Origin of the sequence: Halogeometricum borinquense DSM 11551, from assembly GCF_000172995.2 — an archaeon.
GTDB lineage: Archaea > Halobacteriota > Halobacteria > Halobacteriales > Haloferacaceae > Halogeometricum > Halogeometricum borinquense.
Window position 1 is genome coordinate 691421 of the sequence record NC_014729.1, and the last position, 13815, is coordinate 705235.

Genomic DNA, 13815 nt, shown 5'->3' on the forward strand with positions numbered 1-13815 from the left:
CGGTCATGCCCGAGGAGACTGATTTGGAGGAGCTTCGTCGCGGGACGGAACTCGTCAAGCGCGGGTTCGCACAGATGCAGAAAGGCGGCGTCATCATGGACGTTGTCGATGCCGAACAGGCCCGAATCGCAGAGGAAGCGGGCGCAGTTGCGGTGATGGCGCTGGAAGCCGTCCCGGCCGACATCCGCAAGCGCGGCGGCGTCTCCCGCATGGCCGACCCCGAGACGGTCAAAGAGATCATCGACGCTGTCTCCATCCCGGTGATGGGGAAGGCTCGAATCGGTCACCACACGGAAGCGCAGATTCTCGAATCCATCGGCGTGGACATGATTGACGAGAGTGAGGTCCTCACGATGGCCGACGACCGCTACCACATCGACAAGCGCGACTTCACCGCGCCGTTCGTCTGCGGTGCCCGCAATCTCGGCGAGGCACTCCGCCGCATCAACGAAGGCGCGGCGATGATTCGAACGAAGGGTGAGGCTGGCACGGGCGACGTGAACCAGGCAGTCCACCACCAGCGCAACATCAAGGGCTCCATCCGCAAACTCCAGGGGATGACCCACCAAGAACGCGAAAAGTGGGCGCGAGAACACGAAGCCCCCGCTGAACTCGTCCACGAGACGGCCGAGATGGGCCGTCTTCCGGTCGTGAACTTCGCCGCTGGCGGCATCGCTACGCCCGCTGACGCCGCCCTCATGATGCACCACGAGTGCGACGGCATCTTCGTCGGCTCCGGTATCTTCGGCGCCGAGGACCCCGAAGCGATGGGCAAAGCCATCGTCGAAGCCGTCAACAACTGGGACAATCCTGACCAACTCGCCGAAATCGCCTCCGGCATCGGCAAGGGGATGAAAGGCCAGTCCAATCAAGACATGCCCGAAGAGGAGAAACTGCAGGGTCGCGGCGTCTAAGCTTCGAGTACTCTCTTTCGATCTTCGCTTTTCGTCCGCTATCTCTCGCAGAAAAACTGGCAGCAGCGCTTGCGTGTCTGGTGACTACCGGTCGGATCTACTCGGCTGTGTCAGCGTCTTCATCGCCTAGTTCGTCGTCGCCCATCAGGAGCGTGACGGGTCCCTCGAACGTGAGCAGAACCTTCTGGGCGACGTCACCGAACAGTGCTTTTCCGGCGGGCGAGCGACGACGGCCGCCGAGGAAGACGTGATCGACGCCCTCGGTTTCGGCAACGTCAAGAATCGTGTCGGCCTTCCGACCGACGGTACTGACGGCGCGGTAGGACACGTTCAGTTCCGATAGTACGTCGTCGGCGATTTCCATCGCTTCGCGCTCTGCGGTTCCCTCGGCCTGTTCGAGGGTGTAGATGGCGTCTGACGAGCCGATTTCGGAGACAGCACGACGCTTCTCCTCGAATTCGTCCTCCGGGATGATCGTCAAGAGAACGAGTTCGGTGTCTGTTCCTGTTGCGTACTCTCCCGCTTCTCGGATGAGACGACGGCCGCGTTTACCGGGCGTGACGACGACGAGTGCTTGTTTCATGCTGTTGCTGATACAACAACCGACATGAAATATTTGGTCAAATAAATGTTATCGTATACCATGGTTGGGGAGACAACGCGCAGTGTGCTCTCGTGAGATAGAGACACACTCCTCGTAGCGTTAGAAAACGACTGCGCCGCCGCCGACACGCGTCTGGTACGCTCGCGCCTCTACTCCGGCGTCGTCGAAGCCGTCTACCATCGCGGCGGCGACTTGGCGACGGTCGTCCGGATAGCAGGCGGCGAGGACCGATGGTCCCGCACCGGAGACAGTGACACCCGTCGCGCCCGCGTCGAGGGCGGCCGTCCGGACGTTCTCGTAGCCGGTGATGAGTTCCGACCGTGCGGGTGTGACGAGTCGTTCGTCCATTCCGCGGCCGACGAGTTCGGGATCCGACCGACACATCCCGACGGCGAGCGTCGCCGCGGAGCCGACCGTGTGCACGACATCCTCCATGTCGGCACGCGTCGGGACGACTCGGCGCGCGTCACGCGTCGAGATGGCGATTTCGGGGAGACAGGCGACCAGAGAGATATCGGTGTCAACGGTGGTGACTTCGTCCTCGCGGGCGACCGTGAACCCGCCAAGGAGGGCAGGTGCGACGTTGTCCACGTGCGCCTCGCCGGAGACGACCGCCTCACCTTCGGCGGCGGCGGGGACTAACTCCGAACGTGAGTATCCGCGGTCGTACAGGGCGTTCAACGCGAGTGCGGCACCTGCAGCGCTGGCCGCAGAAGAACCGAGACCAGATGATGGCCTGACGCCTTTGTCGATCTGGATGTGTGCGGGTGCGTCCAACGCCTCTGCGACGGCCCCAACGACGTTCTTCTCGGGGTCTTCGGGGATGTACTGACTGCCGACGCCCGTAACTTCAATCGTCGTGCGCGAGGCTTTTTCGACCCGGATCACGTCGGCAGGCCGGTCGAGGGCGACGCCGAAGACGTCGAAGCCGCTCCCGAGGTTCGCACTCGTCGCGGGTGCCCTAACCGTTCGCATGGAGTTTTTCTTTCCCAACTGCAGGTAAAAAGGTAGCGAAGCGGGGAACTTTCGCGTTCGCAGAACGGACACGATCTATCACCTCTTCCGCTTTGTCGAACAGAAAGGATTTTCCATGGGACGCCATAGCCGGATGCATGATAGGTGTCGTCGGTGGCGGAATCGCAGGACTCGCCGCAGCGTATCGGCTGCGACAACACGGCTACGACGTGCAGGTGTTCGAAGCCACGGACGACGTGGGCGGCCTCGCGGCCGTCTACGAGACGGACGGCGACGATATCGAGAAGTTCTATCACCACCTCTCGAAATCCGAGGAGACTATCGTCGAACTCGCACAGGAATTGGGCCTCGGTAACAGATTAGAGTGGAAAATCGGCAAGAACTCCTACTACGTAGACGGAACCGCCCACCCACTGGATACGGCGTGGCAGATTGCCGCGTACCCGCACATGAGCCTCTACGACAAGTTCCGCCTCGGAATGCTCACGCAGGGTATCGACGTGCGTGGCGGTATCCCCGATTTCGACGCCTACAACGAACTGAGCGAGTACGAACACGTCTCCATCCGCGACTTCGTGGTCGAACACACCACTCGTGGCGTGTACGAGAACTTCGTTGATCCACTGCTTGACGGGAAGTTCGGCCACCGGAAAGACGACATCTCAGCGGCATGGTTCCTCGGTCGCATCCGGTTCCGCGGCGAGCGTGACCTCCTGCGCGGCGAGATTCTGGGCTACTTCGACGGTGGCTTCCGACCGCTCTTGGACGCCCTCGTCGATGCCGTCGGCCGCGAGAACATCACGACCGGCGCGCGAGTGGCCGAGTTGGCGACCGATGGCGAGTCGGTCGATTCGCTCACCGTGGAAACTGCGGATGGAACTACGACGCACGACGTGGACTCCGTCGTCGTCGCGGCGATGCCGAACGTCCTCGAAGATCTGACCGGGTACGAGTGCGATATCGAGTTCCAAGGGGCCGTCTGTGGCCTCGTCACGATGTCCGAGTCGTTGCTGGACACCTACTGGCTCAACGTCGCCCACGACGCTCCGTTCGGATCGCTCATCGAACACACGAACTTCATCCCGAAAGAGCGGTACGGCGGTGACCACCTGCTGTATATCGCCAGCTACGTCCAGAGCCGCGAGGAGGAGTTGTGGCAGATGGACGACGACGAAGTCGAGGAGTTGTGGCTCGACGAAATCGAGTCGATGTACCCCGACTTCGACCGGTCTACAGTCGAAGAGTTCCGTATCGCGCGGAACCCCCGTGCGGGTCCCATCTACGAACGGGGTTATCTCGATTTGGTCGTCCCTTACGACCTCGGAGACGAAGTGTCCGAGGGCGTCTATTATGCGGGGATGGCATCTGCGTCTCAGTACCCCGAACGCTCGCTGAACGGCGGTATCGTGGCAGGCTACGAGTGCGCCGACCGCATCGCACAGAAGCGGCGACCCGACCCGGACCGCGAATCGGTTCCCGCTGACGACTGAATCTATAATTTTATTTTTGACATATACCTTCGAAGCGAAACCCCTTTCACCGATACTGACTGACTAGTCAGTTAGTGAACGAGCAGATGGAATCGTCGGTCCCCCCCGACGTACACGAGACGGTTATGGAAGCGACGTACCGGGCGCTTTGTGCCAACGGGTTCGCCAGTCTGACGATGCAGGACATCGCGGACGAGGCGGAGAAAAGTACCTCCCTCCTGCACTACCACTACGACACGAAACGCGACCTGTTGGTCGCCTTTCTTCGATATCTCCTCGAACGATTCGAAGAGAAGTTCGAGGATACGGAAGACGAAGATCCCGAAGAACGGCTTCGCCTTCTTGTTTCTCGGATGCTTCCGGCGGACGAAACCACCGATGAAAATCGGGTTGACGAATCGGATTACGACCGCTTCGGACTCGCTATCCTCGAAGTCCGGATGCAGGCCCCGTACGAGGAGGACTACCGCGAGCAGTTGCGTACGAACATGGAGGTAATCCGGTCGGGGCTGGCGAATGTCATCGAAGACGGTATCGAGACGGGTGCGTTCCGCGATGTCGATCCAGACAGGACGGCGCGACTCATCGTAGACGCCCTCGACGGCGCGCGGAGCGAACGCGTGACGTTGGACGACAATGACGCCCCTACGGAGGTTGCCGCCGCGCTTGACGAGTTCGTCCTTTCGTCGTTAGTGACTGGAGGTGACGACGCGTGAGTGCGCGCGATGTGAATCTCACCGATGGTGACCTGCTGAAACCGCTGTTAGTACTGTCGCTCCCTATCATTCTCTCGCAGATGATGCAGGTCTGCTACAACCTCGCGGACACGTTTTGGGTCGGCCGCGTCGGCGAGAACGCCGTCTCGGCGCTCTCGTTTTCGTGGCCGATCGTCTTCCTTATGATCTCTATCGGTGGCGGGTTCACCGTCGCCGGAACCGTACTGGTCGCACAGAACAAAGGTGCGGGTAACGACGACAGAGTGAACCACGTCGCGGGGCAGACTATCGCATTTGTGATCCTCCTCTCGGCGATTTTCTCCGCTCTCGGCTACATCTTCGCGCCGTCGCTTCTGAACCTCATCGGAACGACGCCGGGCACCGAAGTACACGCGCTTTCGGTATCGTACACCCGAACCATCTTCCTCGGCGTCTACTTCATGTTCGGCTTCTTCATCTTCCAGGCGCTTCTGCGCGGATGGGGAGATACTCGAACGCCGATGTACCTGATGGCGTTCGGTGTCGTCCTCAACGTCATCATCGACCCGTTCCTCATCCTCGGCTTCCAGAACAACCCCATCTTCGGGATGCTCGGGTTCGACGGCTTACAGGCGACGCTGTTCAGTCTGACCGGATTCACCGGGATGGGCGTGCAGGGTGCCGCGGTGGCGACCGTGTTCTCCCGCGGCGTCGGCGCACTCGTCGGATTTTACTTGCTGTTCTCCGGGCGCGTCGGTATCCACCTCTCGAAGGACGACCTCATCTTGAAGGCCGACACGGTACGGAGCATCGTCCGTATCGGCGCGCCGACAAGCATCGAGCAGTCCACGCGCGCACTCGGTGTAACTGCCCTCACCGCGCTCGCTGCATACGCGGGGACGACGGTAGCCGGTATCGATACCTCCGCGGCCGTCGCCGCCTTCGGTATCGGAAACCGTCTGAACTCGCTCGTGTTCCTGCCCGCTATCGGACTGCAACAGGGTGTCGAAACGGTCGTCGGACAGAATCTCGGCGCGGACAAACCCGAGCGCTCGAAGCAGACGGTGTTCCTCGGCGTCGGTCTCATTTCGGCCGCACTCGCCGTCGTCAGCGTTGTCAGCTACCAGTTCGCAGAACCCATCGTCGCGGTGTTTATCCCCGGAGAACCAAACGTCATCGCTATCGGCGTGAACTTTCTCCGAATCAACGCGCTCGGGTTCGTCTTCCTCGGCATCTTCCGTGTCGTCTCCGGTGGGTTCCGTGGGAGCGGTTCGACGCGGACGGCGATGGCGTTCTCGCTGCTCGCGCTTTGGGTCCTTCGTATTCCGCCCGCCTACGCCCTCGTTGAGTGGACTGGCCTCGGTCTGGACGGCATCTGGTACGCGATGGCGTTCTCGAACGTCGCCGCCGCCATCGTCGCCGGACTCTGGTTCCTCCGCGGCACGTGGACGGACAACGTCGTCGATGTGTCACGACCCGTCCCGGCCGACGACTGACGCGGTTCTTCTGTCGTCGTTCCCTTCGAAAACGTCCCGCTACGTACTACGTGTGTACATTAATCCGAATTTTCCCTGCGCTCAACGAGTACCGCAGAAACTGCAACGAATAGTGCAAGTAGGCTTCCAGCACCGATGATCGCGAGAGAGGCGTCTACCAATCCCGCTGTCACGATGTAATCGGACGACAACGCAACTGCGGTGATTCCGGAGAGAGCGATGAAAAGCAGTTGGCGAACTGCCGACGAACCCTCCCTCGAAAATGTATTCATAGCGTCTCGTCGGGAGACGAGGCACATACGTTTTGGGTACCTCAGCGCGGAACCACTCGGTTTCTGAGGGCTTCGACAGAAAACTTGGCTTCCTCGATTATGCTTCGCTTTCGTCCACGTCGGTATCGTTCACGCCAGGTGCGGCGCTCACATCCACGTCTTCGGGTTCTTCCTGACCGCCGACGTGGAGTTCACCGGACTCGTCTTCGACGTACACGTCGTCTGCGAACCCGCCCACGGCGTGGGGGTGTTCAGGGTCGTCGAGTTTTTCGGGCGTCGATGGTGCTTCCGGGATGTCTTGGGTTCGGAAGTCTCCGAGGGGATTTGCGATGTCGATGTCGTACCGCTGGAAGAACTCCTCGTAGCGCTCGTAGTGGGCTTCGAGTTCGTCGGCGGGGAACTCCATCATCTCTGTCCACCCGTGGTTGTAGAAGTCGAAATTCGCCTGAATGTGGGTGATCTCGCGGGCTTTGGCCTCGGAGAACCCGGATTCGAGTGCTGCCACGTACGTGTCGAACGTGCAGTCGAAGAACGCCTCCATGTGGGGTTCGCGCTCCTCGCGGTGGTCGGGATCAGCTTTCTCACCGAACACGCGGACGTGCAGGCCGACTAGTTTATCCGTGGCGATATCCCCGACGACCGGCATCGTCAGCGCCTTTTTGGCGGCAAAGTGCCGGATGTTCTGTCGGATTTTCATTTCACGTTCGCTTAGGACTGGAGTCTCTTGAAGGGAACGCGTCGCGGAAGTCGTTTCCCACTTCTGACCCCCGCCGCGACAGTCGTGGATTTTTGTTATCAGGATGTTATATTGTCACACATGAGCGAAACAGACGCCGCCGAAGACCGCCTCCTCACAGACTGTGTGGACTGTCTCGATCCTGCGGAGGCGTTCGCCGTCGTCGGCAACGAGACGCGACTTGCGATCCTCGAAGCGCTCTGGCGGTCGGCGGACCGACCTGTGGCGTTCTCCGACCTCCGCCGCCGCGTGGGGATGCGCGACAGCGCACAGTTCAACTACCACCTCGGCAAGTTGACCGGGCAGTTCGTCGCAAAGACCGACGAAGGCTACGAATTCAGACACGCAGGGGAGAAAGTCGTTCGCGCGGTCCTTTCGGGCAGTTTCAACGAGAATCCGACGGTCGAACCGTTCGAGGTGCCGGGCGAGTGTGCTGACTGCGGTGGAACGCTCACTGCCTCGTATGTGGACGAACATCTCTCGGTCGGCTGTCGAGAGTGCGGCCGCCTCCACGCCCACGCGCCGTTCCCGCCAGGCGGCCTGACCGACCGGTCGGACGAAGAAGTCGCACACGCGTTCGACCAGCGGGTTCGCCACTTGCACTGCCTTGCCGCTGATGGTGTCTGCCCGGAGTGTGGCGGCCGCATGGCGACGACACTGTCACAGGACGCAGGGCCGCTCGATGTGGCGGCCTGTTCGGTGCATCGCTGTGAGCAGTGCGACCACCGTATCCGGTCACCGGTCGGCTTGAGCCTCCTTGATCAGTCTGACGTCGTCGGATTCCACACGTCGCATACTGTCGATTTGAGGAGTCGTCCACACTGGACGTTCGAATGGTGCGTCGGCGACCGGACCACAGTTCTGGATGACGACCCGTGGCGGGTCCGCGTTGCTATCCCGCTGAACGAGGAGGAACTGCGCGTGACACTCGACAGCGAACTCGCTGTCGTCGCCGTCGAGCGACGCCGCCTCGACTGAGTTCGTGAACACTCAGTTCAGCCACCGAACCGACAAAATACAATTCAGAGTCCACTCTTTGTGTCGACACCTGCGCTCGCACTTGTGAGACGACACTGACGAAACGACTCTACACTCCTGCTCGAACTGATTCTGCCCCGACCTTCGGTGACCCGGTACGCCGCGGAACGCCCTCGCCGATTGTGACAATGACGGAGATGGGCCTGACGCTCGTCGGCATCTCGGCGGCGTTCGTCGTTCCGGGTGTCGTACTCCGTCGGATTGGAGTCGGAGTGTATGTGACCGGATCACACCCGAACGATGGATGATGTGGATAGCAATTCACATTAACCCCGGAGTCAAAGCTTCCGCGTATGACCCAGTCGTACGTCATCATCGGCGACGGTATCGCGGGGAGTTCCGCCGCTGAAACCCTCCGCGAGGAGGAACCCGACGCCGACATCACCGTCGTCACAGACGAGGGGGAGGCACTGTACAATCGTATTCTCATCAAAGAGTTCGCCAAGGGGAAACTCCCGGAAGCGCCAATTTCCATTCACGAACCTGAGTGGTACGACGAGCGTGACATCGAACTCAAGCTTAACACCCTCGTCACCGACGTTGACCCCGACGGGCATACCATCGAGACGCACGAGGGCGAGACGCTCTCGTGGGACAAACTGCTCGTCTCCGTCGGCGGAACGCCGACGCAACTGCCCGTCGATAACTCCGACGCCGAGGGCATCCACCACTTCTGGACGTTCCAGGACGCCCGTAAGATTCGCTCCCACATGGAAGAGGCCGACAGTTCCGTCGTCGTCGGTGCCGGCCTTCTCGGCATCGACCTCGCGGCAATTACGGCCGCACAGGGTGTCGAAGGCAAATATCTCATGCGCGGCAACTGCTGGTGGCGCTACGCGCTCTCCGAGGAGGGTGGCGAAATCATTCACAACGCGCTCCGTGAACGTAACGTCGAACCCGTCTTCGAGTCCGGTGTTGACCACTTCGAGGTCGATGACGACGGCCGAGTCACGACGGCGGTAGACCCCAACGGCGACGAGTACGACGCCGACTTCGTCGGCATCGCCATCGGGCTTGACTTTAACACGGAGATTCTGCAGGGAACCGACATCGAGTGCGATAACGGTATTATCGTAGACGAATACATGCGGACGAACCACGAGGACGTGTTCGCGGCAGGCGACATCACGCAGTTCCACGACGTGATCCTCGGCGAGCGCGCCCAGAACGGTGCATGGGGCTCCGCGAAAGAGCAAGGCACCATCGCCGCGAAGAACATGGTCGATTACGGGACAGAGGAGTTCCGGTGGGTCTCTTCGTACTCGATCACGCACTTTGACTTCCCGTTCCTCTCGTTCGGCCATCCGACGCTCGGCGACGACGAGGCCGAGGCGAAGTACTCCGACACCGAATGGCGTCGGCTGGCGTTCAAAGACGGAAAAATCGTCGGCGGCGTCCTCATCGGCGACCTCGCACCGCAGTCGAAGTACAAGAAGCTCATGCGCGAGGAACGCGTCGTTGCCGACCAGAAGGACGTACTGATGCAAGAGCAGTTCGAGATCGAAGATCTCGACCTCGAAGAAGAAGCCCCCGTCGAGTAATCGACGCCGAATTTCTCTTCACTACCGTTTCTTTCTTCACTGCCACTTTCCTCTTCACTACCCCTTTTCTCTTCGCTACTTCTCCCCGATTTGTATCCACTCATCGCGGAAACACCGGCGTTTCACCGCCGAGTTCGCATGTCTACGACGGTGTCGGCCGTGTACCCAGCGTCAACTCGACGGGTTGCGTAATTCCGTTTCTGTAAATCGTGAGTGGAATCGTCTCTCCCGGACTGGTTTCCAGAGAGAGGTGTGCCAAGAGTTCGTTTCGGTCGCGGACGGGGACGCCATCGACTTCGAGGATAATATCGCTTCCAACAGGGATTGACACACCGCGTCTTTCGACCGTCTCATCGCTTGCCCGTAGAATACCCTCCGCGGGACCGTCGTCGATAACCGTGACGACGATGACGCCGTTCGGCTCTGTCAGGTCATTCGCTTCGGCAACGAGTGGGCCGACAGGGGCGTAATCGACTCCCAAAAACGGGTGGTGATACTGTCCATTCTCGATGAGCGATGGGATGACGCGCCGGGAAAGGGCCGCAGAGATAGCAAACCCGATGTTTTCGGCACCACCTGCGCTGATGACGCCGACGACCGACCCTTCAGTGTTCACAAGGGGGCCTCCGCTGTTCCCCGGATTCACCGCTGCGTCAGTCTGTACGGCGTTCGGAATCGACACGCCGGTGATCGGGTTGAAAGCGGTGCGATTGACCCCGCTAATGATGCCTTTCGACATCGATCCCTTGAGACCGAACGGACTGCCGATAGCGCTGACCTCGGTGCCGATTTGCGGGGGTCGAAGACTGAACTGAAGCGGACGAACGCTCTCGGGGACGTGATCAACGTCAAGAATGGCGAGATCCGCGAACATGTCAGTACCGACGATTTCTGCACTCGTCCACTCACCGGTGGTGTACTGGATATCGACCCGTTCGGCCCCGCTGACGACGTGTTCGTTCGTGACGACGGACGTGTCGTTGATCACGAAGGCAGAACCTTGCCCCCGTCTCTCTTGTCCGGTGACCGGATTTTCTACACCGAATGCACGCACGAGCGCGACGGCGTCAATCGCCGAATCGTACTTCGAGTCGTCAGAACTACGCCGGGGAGCCACCGCAGAAGTACTTGTCTCGGTGGCCGACCCGGTCGTTTTCCCTTGCGGGGCAGAACCAGTGTAGGTGCCAAACACTCCGGCACCCGCGGCGATGAGGAAGTCTCGGCGACTCAGTGGAAGATCACCCATGGAAATGTATGGGTGCTGTTGAATGTTAGTTTGTCACCAACCAGCATGAAACTTAATGAGGTTAGAGTAACCGTGCGGATCGCAGATTCTGTTGGAAAGTCGGAAATCGGCCAGTGGCTCCCTAACTTTTATCGTCAATCATGTTGATTGGTATCTTATGTCACGAACCGTCCGAGGATCAACACACGACGATTTGACGGACAGCGTTACTGTCGTCAGGACCTGCGTTGAGGAGATCGAACCGAGTACGACGGTTCGACATTACGATCAGCTTACCGACCGGAGTCAGGCGGCCGTCGCGGCAGCCGTTGATGGCCACCAGCCGATTCGTGCGCCTGACCTCTCGACCGGAGACGTTGTTCGCTACACCGGATACTACGAGGTCAGATCGGTAACTCACGACTGAAGTCATGAGTTTGTCTGTCGGCTCCTCTTCTGTTCCGAGTGAAGCCGCCGAAGCGTTTTCAAGTGGATCGTACTCGCGTTGTACTCTTTTGCACCTCGTCCATCAGAGTCCTGTACTCGTGTGAGGAACCGAAGCGGTTTTGCGTCCCACGCGAGGACGTTCTCGCATGGACGGAGGCGGCTCGACCGATATGACGCTGGCGTTCGAGTTAGAGGCGTTGAAAGCGCTTGCTGACCCGAACGTCGTGTTCAACGACGCACGGCAGTGGACGGAGTACGTCGGTGTGGTGAGCGACAAGCCCACGTACGTCGTCACCAACTTTACCCGCAAACACCGCGTCCGTCAGGATTTCTTCTCCGGACCACGCGGCGTTGAGGAGAGTCTCAACAATGTCAAACGGCAGTTCGACACCGACAGACACGTGTTCATCGGGACGACGGACGAACACCGCGAACTCGCCGAACGAACCGAGTGGGAGTTCCTTCCCCTCGACCAAGCCGCAGAGGCCGCAGACTGGGACCTTGCGGGCGAAACCGAAGACGAGGACCCCTTCGAGACCAGTAGCCGCGACGACTGGCCCTGAGACGACCCGTCATCGGGCCGCAGGCGGGACGACGCGGCTAAATTTACGACCAACAGAGTTCCCCGAACGAAAGCATTAATCGAACCGAATCCTACCTTTCGTACGATGAGTCACCAGTTGCCTGACGTTCAGGCAAGCCGACCCGACGTGACTGTCGGACTGAGCCAAGTGGGCGTGACGGGTGTGGATAAACTCGTCAAAATCGCCCGTGACGGTAAGCGACCGCTGATTCTGATGGCCGAGTTCGAGGTGTTCGTGGACCTGCCGAGCGGACGCAAAGGCATCGACATGAGCCGTAACATGCAGGTCATCGACGAAATTCTCGAAGACGCCGTCGCCGAACCGACGTACCGCGTCGAAGACATGTGTGGTGACACCGCGGAGCGTCTCCTCGCCAAACACGATTACACCTCGAAAGCCGAGGTGCGGATGACCGCCGAACTTGTCCTCCGCGAGGATACTCCCGCCTCGGAACTCCAAACCCAGAGCACTGCGAACATCATTGCAAGCGCAGTCGCAACCGAGGACGGCACCCGAGAGGAAATCGGTGCCGAGGTGGTCGGGATGACGGTCTGTCCCTGTTCGCAGGGGATGTCCGCCTCCCGCGCCCGCGACGTGTTACGCGACTTGGATGTCGAAGACGAGACAATCGAGGAATTCCTCGAACAGGTCCCGCAACCGGGGCACTCCCAACGTGGCCACGCGACGCTGACCGTCGAGACAGAAGGATCGCCCGATGTGGACCTCATCGACATCGTCGATATCGCCCGCGACTCGATGTCTGCCCGCATTTACAACCTCGCAAAGCGACCCGATGAAGACCACATGACCTATCACGCCCACGCCAACGCGAAGTTCGTCGAGGACTGCGTTCGCTCGATGGCAGATCAGGTTCTCACCGAGTTCGATCACCTCGCGGACGACGCTGTGGTTCACATGAAACAGTCGAACGACGAATCGATCCACCAGCACAACGCGCATGCCGAACGTGTCGCGTCGCTGGGCGAACTCAGAGACGAACTCGAAGAACGAGACTAATCGTTACGCTTCCGAGGCGGTGCCGGTGGTGAGGACCGCCTTCATGATTCTGTCTTCTTCGTCTTCGCTGATTGCCTCGGAGTTGAGACAGGCGCGTACGATTTTGCACACGAGATCCGGATCACTGAACGGTGACGCCGTGTCCTGAGCCGGTTCGTTCAGTTGTTGTTCTAACGCCGCTACCTGTTCTGAAAGGTCAGTGAGTTGCTCCGAGAGGTTCTTCACAGATACAGAACCAGAGGAATCGTCGTCCGCTGATGTGTCGCTATCGTCGAGCATTACTTCGGTGAACGCTTGCCGGTGTTTCCAGTCGAATCCCTCGATGGAGTTGAGTCGATTGTTGATCGTTGACTGCGTGACGCCGAATCGGTCCGCGAGCTCGCTCTGGGTGGCATCAGGTGAGTCTTGAATCGCCCGGAGTACCTCCCGTTGTTTCTCGGTCAGCTCGACCGGGTCCTGTGCCACCTTTCGGACGTGGTGCGTGTCTGTCTTACTCATGCTCCCGTTCGTCTTCGGCTTTGACATCTCTGATTCGTCCGTACTCAGTCCAGTTTCCGCCTCGTCGGGTACTCCCGCAGTTGATGCGGGGTCCCCATACTCGTCTAAGACGCGTTCGACAAGCGTTACCGATGCGCCGTTGACGACACTCGAAAGCTCCTCCACTGTCGCGTCAGGGCGGGATTCAGCGACGTCCAGAATCTTCTTGTGTATCACTGCTCGGGGCAGTTTCGATCCGCTGTTCGTCACCCCCGTATGAGAACTCATGTCTTATTCGTGTGTA

General features: G+C 59.9%; 14 protein-coding genes. 9 read left to right on the plus strand and 5 right to left on the minus strand.

Annotation, left to right across the window (positions count from 1 at the left end; translation table 11 throughout):
• Window positions 1-5 precede the first annotated feature (5 nt).
• Window positions 6-914 (plus strand): pyridoxal 5'-phosphate synthase lyase subunit PdxS, encoded by a 909-nt coding sequence (gene pdxS, locus HBOR_RS03600; RefSeq protein WP_006055087.1) that lies wholly within the window; start codon window positions 6-8, stop codon window positions 912-914.
• A gap of 97 nt (window positions 915-1011) precedes the next feature.
• Here the strand turns inward: pdxS and HBOR_RS03605 are convergent, their stop codons facing one another.
• Both HBOR_RS03605 and HBOR_RS03610 read right to left on the minus strand, forming a co-directional pair.
• Window positions 1012-1497, minus strand: a complete 486-nt coding sequence (locus HBOR_RS03605) for a universal stress protein (RefSeq protein ID WP_006055086.1) — start codon at window positions 1495-1497, stop codon at window positions 1012-1014.
• A 120-nt stretch (window positions 1498-1617) separates the two neighbouring features.
• Entirely contained in the window at window positions 1618-2493 is an 876-nt protein-coding gene (locus tag HBOR_RS03610) for a homoserine kinase (RefSeq protein WP_006055085.1), read from the minus strand.
• A gap of 137 nt (window positions 2494-2630) precedes the next feature.
• Between HBOR_RS03610 and HBOR_RS03615 the strand changes: the two genes are divergently transcribed.
• The 3 genes from HBOR_RS03615 (at window position 2631) to HBOR_RS03625 (ending at window position 6174) form a co-directional block, all read left to right on the plus strand.
• Window positions 2631-3983: an NAD(P)/FAD-dependent oxidoreductase gene (locus tag HBOR_RS03615; RefSeq protein WP_006055084.1), complete on the plus strand. Its 1353-nt coding sequence runs from the start codon at window positions 2631-2633 to the stop codon at window positions 3981-3983.
• Between the two features lie 86 nt (window positions 3984-4069).
• On the plus strand, window positions 4070-4699 hold the full coding sequence (locus tag HBOR_RS03620; RefSeq protein WP_006055083.1) for a TetR/AcrR family transcriptional regulator: 630 nt from the start codon (window positions 4070-4072) through the stop codon (window positions 4697-4699).
• A complete protein-coding gene (locus tag HBOR_RS03625) occupies window positions 4696-6174 on the plus strand; it encodes an MATE family efflux transporter (protein WP_006055082.1) in 1479 nt (492 codons plus the stop codon). Before HBOR_RS03620 ends, HBOR_RS03625 begins: the two co-directional genes overlap by 4 nt.
• 369 nt (window positions 6175-6543) lie before the next feature.
• Here the strand turns inward: HBOR_RS03625 and HBOR_RS03635 are convergent, their stop codons facing one another.
• Window positions 6544-7143, minus strand: coding sequence for a DUF6149 family protein (locus HBOR_RS03635; protein ID WP_006055080.1), 600 nt, complete (start codon window positions 7141-7143; stop codon window positions 6544-6546).
• 120 nt (window positions 7144-7263) lie between these two features.
• Between HBOR_RS03635 and HBOR_RS03640 the strand changes: the two genes are divergently transcribed.
• Both HBOR_RS03640 and HBOR_RS03645 read left to right on the plus strand, forming a co-directional pair.
• Entirely contained in the window at window positions 7264-8160 is an 897-nt protein-coding gene (locus HBOR_RS03640) for a winged helix-turn-helix domain-containing protein (protein WP_006055079.1), read from the plus strand.
• A 353-nt stretch (window positions 8161-8513) separates the two neighbouring features.
• A complete protein-coding gene (locus HBOR_RS03645) occupies window positions 8514-9761 on the plus strand; it encodes an NAD(P)/FAD-dependent oxidoreductase (protein ID WP_006055077.1) in 1248 nt (415 codons plus the stop codon).
• A 142-nt stretch (window positions 9762-9903) separates the two neighbouring features.
• Here HBOR_RS03645 and HBOR_RS03650 read toward each other — a convergent pair whose 3' ends face one another.
• Complete coding sequence (locus tag HBOR_RS03650; RefSeq protein WP_006055076.1) at window positions 9904-11007, minus strand: S1C family serine protease; 1104 nt, start codon at window positions 11005-11007, stop codon at window positions 9904-9906.
• Window positions 11008-11164: 157 nt separating this feature from the next.
• Between HBOR_RS03650 and HBOR_RS03655 the strand changes: the two genes are divergently transcribed.
• The 3 genes from HBOR_RS03655 (at window position 11165) to mptA (ending at window position 13034) form a co-directional block, all read left to right on the plus strand.
• Window positions 11165-11413 carry a hypothetical protein gene (locus HBOR_RS03655; RefSeq protein ID WP_006055075.1) on the plus strand — a complete coding sequence of 83 codons (249 nt, stop codon included), beginning with the start codon at window positions 11165-11167 and terminating at the stop codon, window positions 11411-11413.
• 166 nt (window positions 11414-11579) lie between these two features.
• Complete coding sequence (locus HBOR_RS03660; RefSeq protein ID WP_006055074.1) at window positions 11580-11996, plus strand: DUF7124 domain-containing protein; 417 nt, start codon at window positions 11580-11582, stop codon at window positions 11994-11996.
• A 105-nt stretch (window positions 11997-12101) separates the two neighbouring features.
• Window positions 12102-13034: a GTP cyclohydrolase MptA gene (gene mptA / locus HBOR_RS03665; protein ID WP_006055073.1), complete on the plus strand. Its 933-nt coding sequence runs from the start codon at window positions 12102-12104 to the stop codon at window positions 13032-13034.
• Between the two features lie 3 nt (window positions 13035-13037).
• On the opposite strand, the gene HBOR_RS03670 is transcribed toward mptA, so the two are convergent.
• Window positions 13038-13799 carry a winged helix-turn-helix domain-containing protein gene (locus HBOR_RS03670; RefSeq protein WP_206538157.1) on the minus strand — a complete coding sequence of 254 codons (762 nt, stop codon included), beginning with the start codon at window positions 13797-13799 and terminating at the stop codon, window positions 13038-13040.
• Window positions 13800-13815 lie beyond the last annotated feature (16 nt).

Coding starts and splice junctions, on each gene's coding strand:
- HBOR_RS03605 (WP_006055086.1), bottom strand. CDS start 1,497: ATGAAACAAGCACTCGTCGTCGTCACGCCCGGTAAACGCGGCCGTCGT.
- HBOR_RS03650 (WP_006055076.1), bottom strand. CDS start 11,007: ATGGGTGATCTTCCACTGAGTCGCCGAGACTTCCTCATCGCCGCGGGT.
- HBOR_RS03660 (WP_006055074.1), top strand. CDS start 11,580: ATGGACGGAGGCGGCTCGACCGATATGACGCTGGCGTTCGAGTTAGAG.
- mptA (WP_006055073.1), top strand. CDS start 12,102: ATGAGTCACCAGTTGCCTGACGTTCAGGCAAGCCGACCCGACGTGACT.
- HBOR_RS03640 (WP_006055079.1), top strand. CDS start 7,264: ATGAGCGAAACAGACGCCGCCGAAGACCGCCTCCTCACAGACTGTGTG.
- HBOR_RS03615 (WP_006055084.1), top strand. CDS start 2,631: ATGATAGGTGTCGTCGGTGGCGGAATCGCAGGACTCGCCGCAGCGTAT.
- HBOR_RS03635 (WP_006055080.1), bottom strand. CDS start 7,143: ATGAAAATCCGACAGAACATCCGGCACTTTGCCGCCAAAAAGGCGCTG.
- HBOR_RS03670 (WP_206538157.1), bottom strand. CDS start 13,799: ATGAGTTCTCATACGGGGGTGACGAACAGCGGATCGAAACTGCCCCGA.
- HBOR_RS03620 (WP_006055083.1), top strand. CDS start 4,070: ATGGAATCGTCGGTCCCCCCCGACGTACACGAGACGGTTATGGAAGCG.
- pdxS (WP_006055087.1), top strand. CDS start 6: ATGCCCGAGGAGACTGATTTGGAGGAGCTTCGTCGCGGGACGGAACTC.
- HBOR_RS03655 (WP_006055075.1), top strand. CDS start 11,165: ATGTCACGAACCGTCCGAGGATCAACACACGACGATTTGACGGACAGC.
- HBOR_RS03610 (WP_006055085.1), bottom strand. CDS start 2,493: ATGCGAACGGTTAGGGCACCCGCGACGAGTGCGAACCTCGGGAGCGGC.
- HBOR_RS03645 (WP_006055077.1), top strand. CDS start 8,514: ATGACCCAGTCGTACGTCATCATCGGCGACGGTATCGCGGGGAGTTCC.